Annotated in this window: 3 protein-coding genes and 2 pseudogenes; 1 reads left to right on the top strand and 4 read right to left on the bottom strand. The window is 71.8% G+C overall.

The features are described from left to right. Window positions 1-1022: PQQ-dependent sugar dehydrogenase (locus IE312_RS02245; protein ID WP_229898904.1), on the bottom strand; the 1022-nt coding region annotated here is incomplete at its 3' end. A gap of 231 nt (window positions 1023-1253) precedes the next feature. Continuing rightward, window positions 1254-2771: a glycosyl hydrolase family 28-related protein gene (locus IE312_RS43730; RefSeq protein ID WP_268254273.1), complete on the bottom strand. Its 1518-nt coding sequence runs from the start codon at window positions 2769-2771 to the stop codon at window positions 1254-1256. 70 nt (window positions 2772-2841) lie between these two features. On the opposite strand from IE312_RS43730, the gene IE312_RS02235 reads away from it, so the two are divergent. After that, a complete protein-coding gene (locus tag IE312_RS02235) occupies window positions 2842-3543 on the top strand; it encodes a CDP-alcohol phosphatidyltransferase family protein (protein WP_189977738.1) in 702 nt (233 codons plus the stop codon). Between the two features lie 27 nt (window positions 3544-3570). Here the strand turns inward: IE312_RS02235 and IE312_RS02230 are convergent. Both IE312_RS02230 and IE312_RS38540 read right to left on the bottom strand, forming a co-directional pair. Then, a pseudogene (locus IE312_RS02230) lies at window positions 3571-3981 on the bottom strand (FAD synthase family protein); the annotation flags it as partial. Next, window positions 3978-4387, bottom strand: a pseudogene (locus IE312_RS38540) (fibronectin type III domain-containing protein); the annotation flags it as partial. The pseudogenes IE312_RS38540 and IE312_RS02230, both read right to left, overlap by 4 nt.

Genomic DNA, 4387 nt, shown 5'->3' with positions numbered 1-4387 from the left:
AGCGCCCGCAACCGGCCGTAGGCGCCGTTGTAGTAGGACGTCGCGCGTCCCACGCGCTCGCCGGACGCGTCGATCGGCATCCGCCACAGCCGGTGCCCGCTGAGGGTGGAGGCGTAGAGGACGTCGCCGACGACCGCGATCTGGGCGGGCACGCCCCCCTTGTCGGGATCCCACACCATTTTCGGGTTGGTCGTCCCCGCGGCGGAGCAGGCGCCCTCACAGACCGGCCAGCCGTAGTTCCGGCCCGGCTTGACCAGGTTGAGTTCGTCCCAGGTCTCCGCGCCGATCTCGGTCTCCCACAACCGCCCGGCGCGGTCCCAGGCCAGTCCTTGGGGGTTGCGGTGGCCGTAGCTGTAGACGCGTGTCCCGAACGGGTTGCCGGGTGCCGCGGCGCCGGTCCGGGTGATGCGCAGGATCTTTCCGTTGAGCGACTTCTTGTCCTGCGCGAGCCGGCTCTGCTGTGCGTCGCCGGTGGTGACGTACAGATAGCCGTCGGGTCCGAAGGCGATCTGTCCGCCGTTGTGCTGGGTGTCCCGGAGGATGCCGGTGAGGACGGGGGTGTACCCGCTCAGCCGGGTGCCGTCGAACCGCATCCTGACCACGCGGTTGTCCCTGGCCGTGGTCTCCATGAAGAACACGTCCTGGTCGGTCGTCCCGTTCCAGCCCGGGGACACGGCGACGCCCAGCAGGCCGCCCTTGTCCTCCGTCTCCCTGTGCCACACCGCGTTCGGCACCGCGCCGACGCGCTTCTTGGTGCCGTCCGAGGCGACCTTCCACACGTCGCCGGTGTTGCGTTCCGTCACCAGCGCCGCTTTGCCGGTCCGGAGGAACGAGATCCCCCAGGGGGTCGTCAGCCCGCCCGTGAACCGGCTGATCGCCGACGGAACGCCACCCGCGCGGGGCACGGCGGGGTGTTGCGCGGCCGTCGCCTGCGGGCCGGACGCGCCGAGGGCCGTGACGGCGGCGACGGCGGTGAGGACGGCCGTGCCCGGGCGGGCCCGGTGCAGCGCCGTGTGCGCCAAGCGTGACATCCTGATGCCTTTCGTGTCGTGGCGCGGCCGCGTGACTGCCGACGGAACCGCGCGGCCGACTGCGGTAGGTGGGGGTCCCGTTGCCGGCGCCGCATCGTCGTGGGCCGCGTCTGTGAGTGAGCTTGCGGGCCGACCCGTCCGCCGTCGGTTCACCGGCCCCGAGAAGTCCCTCCGACGAGTGATCCGCCGTGGTGCGGGCGGGCGCGGACGGAGTACGCCCGGTCAGGGCGGGGGCGGGTTCCCCTGCGGGGAGGGGCAGTCGGCCCCACCGGCGTGGCGTGGCGCCGGGGCGTCCGCGGCGCCGGGCGCCGGGGCGGGAGTGGGTCCGGGTGCCGCGACCGGGGTCGGCCCGGGTGCCGCCTCCGGGGCCGGTGCGGGTGCCGTACTCGGAGCCGGGCGCGAGGTGAGGCACGGGGGAGGCGGCGGGGGCGGTGCGGTGGGCGTGGCCGGACCGGGCGAATCGCTCGTGGTGCCGGGGCCGACGCAGTCGACGAACCGGACGAAGGGGGCCGGGTCCGCGCCGCCGGCGACCGCGAAGTCACGGGCCGCGTGGTTGCGGAGCAGGCACATGTCGTACCGGGCGAGGACCGGCAGGGTGTCCGCGGAGGCCGGTCGGTACTGGTGGCGGCCCACCAGCTGGCAGGAGTCGTAGCGGATCAGCGGCCCGCGCGGTCCCACGGTGTAGCGGTGCGGGCGGACTTCGGCGGAGAAGTCCTTGTAGGCGAGGGCGGTGTCGTCGCAGTCGCTGAAGTGGACGGTGCCGCTGTTCCACACGCAGTCGATGACGACGGCGTCGGGGTTGCGCACCTCGAAGCGGATGTCCTGGGCGTGGAAGCGCTGCACGGAGTCGTGGTGCCGGTTGACGGGGAAGCGGAAGAACGTGCTGGTGGTGCCGTACTCCGGGGTGCTCTGCGGACGCCTGTCGGTGATGATGTACGAGCCGCCCCGGCAGGCGATGGAGCCGCCGTAGGGGAACTCCAGGAAGTTGCCCCACTCGTACTCGACCTTCATGTCGGTGAACCAGTAGTTGAGGAACTGGTCCTGGTCGTTCGGCTGCTGCCGGCCGTCCCGTGTCAGTCCCGAGTACAGGAACGCCCTGCGGTACCGGCCGCCGACGCGGCACGCCTCCCACCGCATCTCCGAGTTGGTGTCCGTGCCGCTCAGGACGAGCCCGTACTCCCACTCCCCCATCCACTCGCACTCGGAGAACCGGTAGTCCTGCGCCCGCCCGGCCGAGTACGAGCTGAAGAAGGAGGCGCCCGGCGTGGCCGAGCGGAACTGCATGCGTTCGAAGGAGAGGTTCGACCACATGTCCTGGTTCCGGCAGAGACTGGAGTCCGGGCCGGTGGCGGGGCGGAAGACGAGGCTGGTCATGCGTCTGCCGGCGCCGGAGAACCGCAGGCCGCTCGCCGGCTTCGCCGCCACGCCGTCGAGCAGCGCGTACGGGCGGGTGATGAGGAACTCGCCGGCGGGGACCTCGATCACCACCCGGCCCACCCCGTCGGAGACGCGGGCGGCGGCGGACGCGTAGGCGATCTCGAAAGCTGCGCTGTCGTCGGTCCGCCCGTCGCCCACCGCTCCCAGGTCGGCCACGTTGACCACGGTCTCCGGCTTGTCGGCGGCACGCGGGACGGCGGAGGCGCCGCGGGCGGACAGGGCGGTCGCGGCCAGCGCCGTGGCACCGCCACGCAGAAGAAGCCGACGGCTGACACCGGTCACCGATCCACCACGCTCTGTCATAATCGCCATCTTCCTACCTGTATCAACAATTTTCGGAGCATCTGCGTACTTTTTCCGGTAAAGGAGAGTCATGCCCGGGTTCATCGACACCTTCAGGCAGCTGACGGCGGCGCAGAAGCCCGCGAGCGGGGTGTCGGCCTACACCCTGTTCGTCAACCGCCCGGCCGGCCGTGTCCTGGCCACCCTGGCCTACCGCGCCGGGGCGACACCCCATCAGCTGACCGTGCTCGGCGCCCTGTTCACCTTCTCCGCCCTGGCCGCCGTAGCCCTGGTGCGGCCCGGTCCGGGACTGTCGGTCTGCGTCTGCGCGGCCTTGGCCGTGGGGTTCGCCCTCGACGCGGCGGACGGCCAGCTCGCCCGCGCGCAGCGCTCGGGAAGCACGTCCGGCGAGTGGCTGGACCACGTGCTGGACTGCTGCAAGCTCGTCACGGTGCACCTGGTCGTCCTGGTGTCGTTCTACCGGTTCTTCACGCTGCCGAGCCCCGCCTTCCTGCTGGCCCCGCTGCTGTTCGAACTGGCGGCCGTGGTGATCTTCTTCGCCGGGATCCTCACGGAGCAGCTGAAGCGGCACCGGGCGGTCCCGGCGCCCCCGGGGCCCGCGCCGGCGCTGCGCTGCGTGCTGCTCCTCCCGGTCGACTACGGCGCGACCTGCGCAAGCTTCCTATTCCTGGGCAGTCAGCACGTCTTCCTTGCCGTGTACTGCGCTCTGCTGCTGGCCCACCTCGTGTTCCTGGCCGCCTTCCTGGTCAAGTGGTACCGGGAGCTGCGCTGAGGGCACCTTTGGCGGCTCGCTCCGGGTGAGCAGCTCCAGCGCACCGCGCAGCAGTGTGCTGGAGGTGTGCATGGTGTACGGGAAGTAGACGACCTGGACGCCGACCTCCGCGAAACGCCGCTCCAGCTCGATCCACTTGGGCGTGCCGCGCCAGTCGTCGCCCTTGAAGATGGCGTGGAAGCCGATCCGCTCCCACATCCGCAGCTTGTCGTCCTGCGACTCGACCACGGCGACGTCGACGCAGCGCAGGCTGCTGACGATCTCCAGCCGCTCGGCGAGCGGGACGACCGGCCGCCTGCCCTTGAGGCGTACGACCAGGTCGTCGGCGGCGACTCCGGCGACGAGGCGGTCGCAGTGGCGGCGGGCCTCGCGCAGGATGTTGAGGTGCCCGATGTGGAACAGGTCGTAGACGCCGGGCGCGAATCCGATCCGGGTCACCGCGCCGTGTCCCCCGCCGCCCCGGCCGTCGCCTTCGGGGGCACCGCCACCCGCAGCACCGGGGACCACGGCGAGGTGTTCACCCCGTCCGTCACCTGGATGCGGTACTGGTGACGGGTGCCCGCGTCCACGGAGTCGGTGTAGCTCATCCAGGGGCGGTTCCAGTAGGTCGACGACCGCTGCCGGCGGGAGACCAGCTTGCCGTCGCGGTACAGGCGGTAGGTGAGTGAGGCGTCGTCCCGGTCCCAGGAGGCCCGCCAGCGCAGCGTGACGCGTCCGGGTTCGGCGGTGGCCAGCGAGAGGGCGGGAACCCGCGGCGCCCCGGTGTCGGGGCCGGACCCGAACCGGGTGAGGCCCTGCTGGGGGACACCGTTGACCCGGGTGAACTCGCCGCCCACCCAGAGGA

It is taken from the genome of Streptomyces capoamus, from assembly GCF_014654935.1.
GTDB lineage: Bacteria > Actinomycetota > Actinomycetes > Streptomycetales > Streptomycetaceae > Streptomyces > Streptomyces capoamus.
The sequence above is the reverse complement of the archived record's forward strand: the minus strand, read 5'-3'. Positions and strand labels throughout refer to the sequence as shown.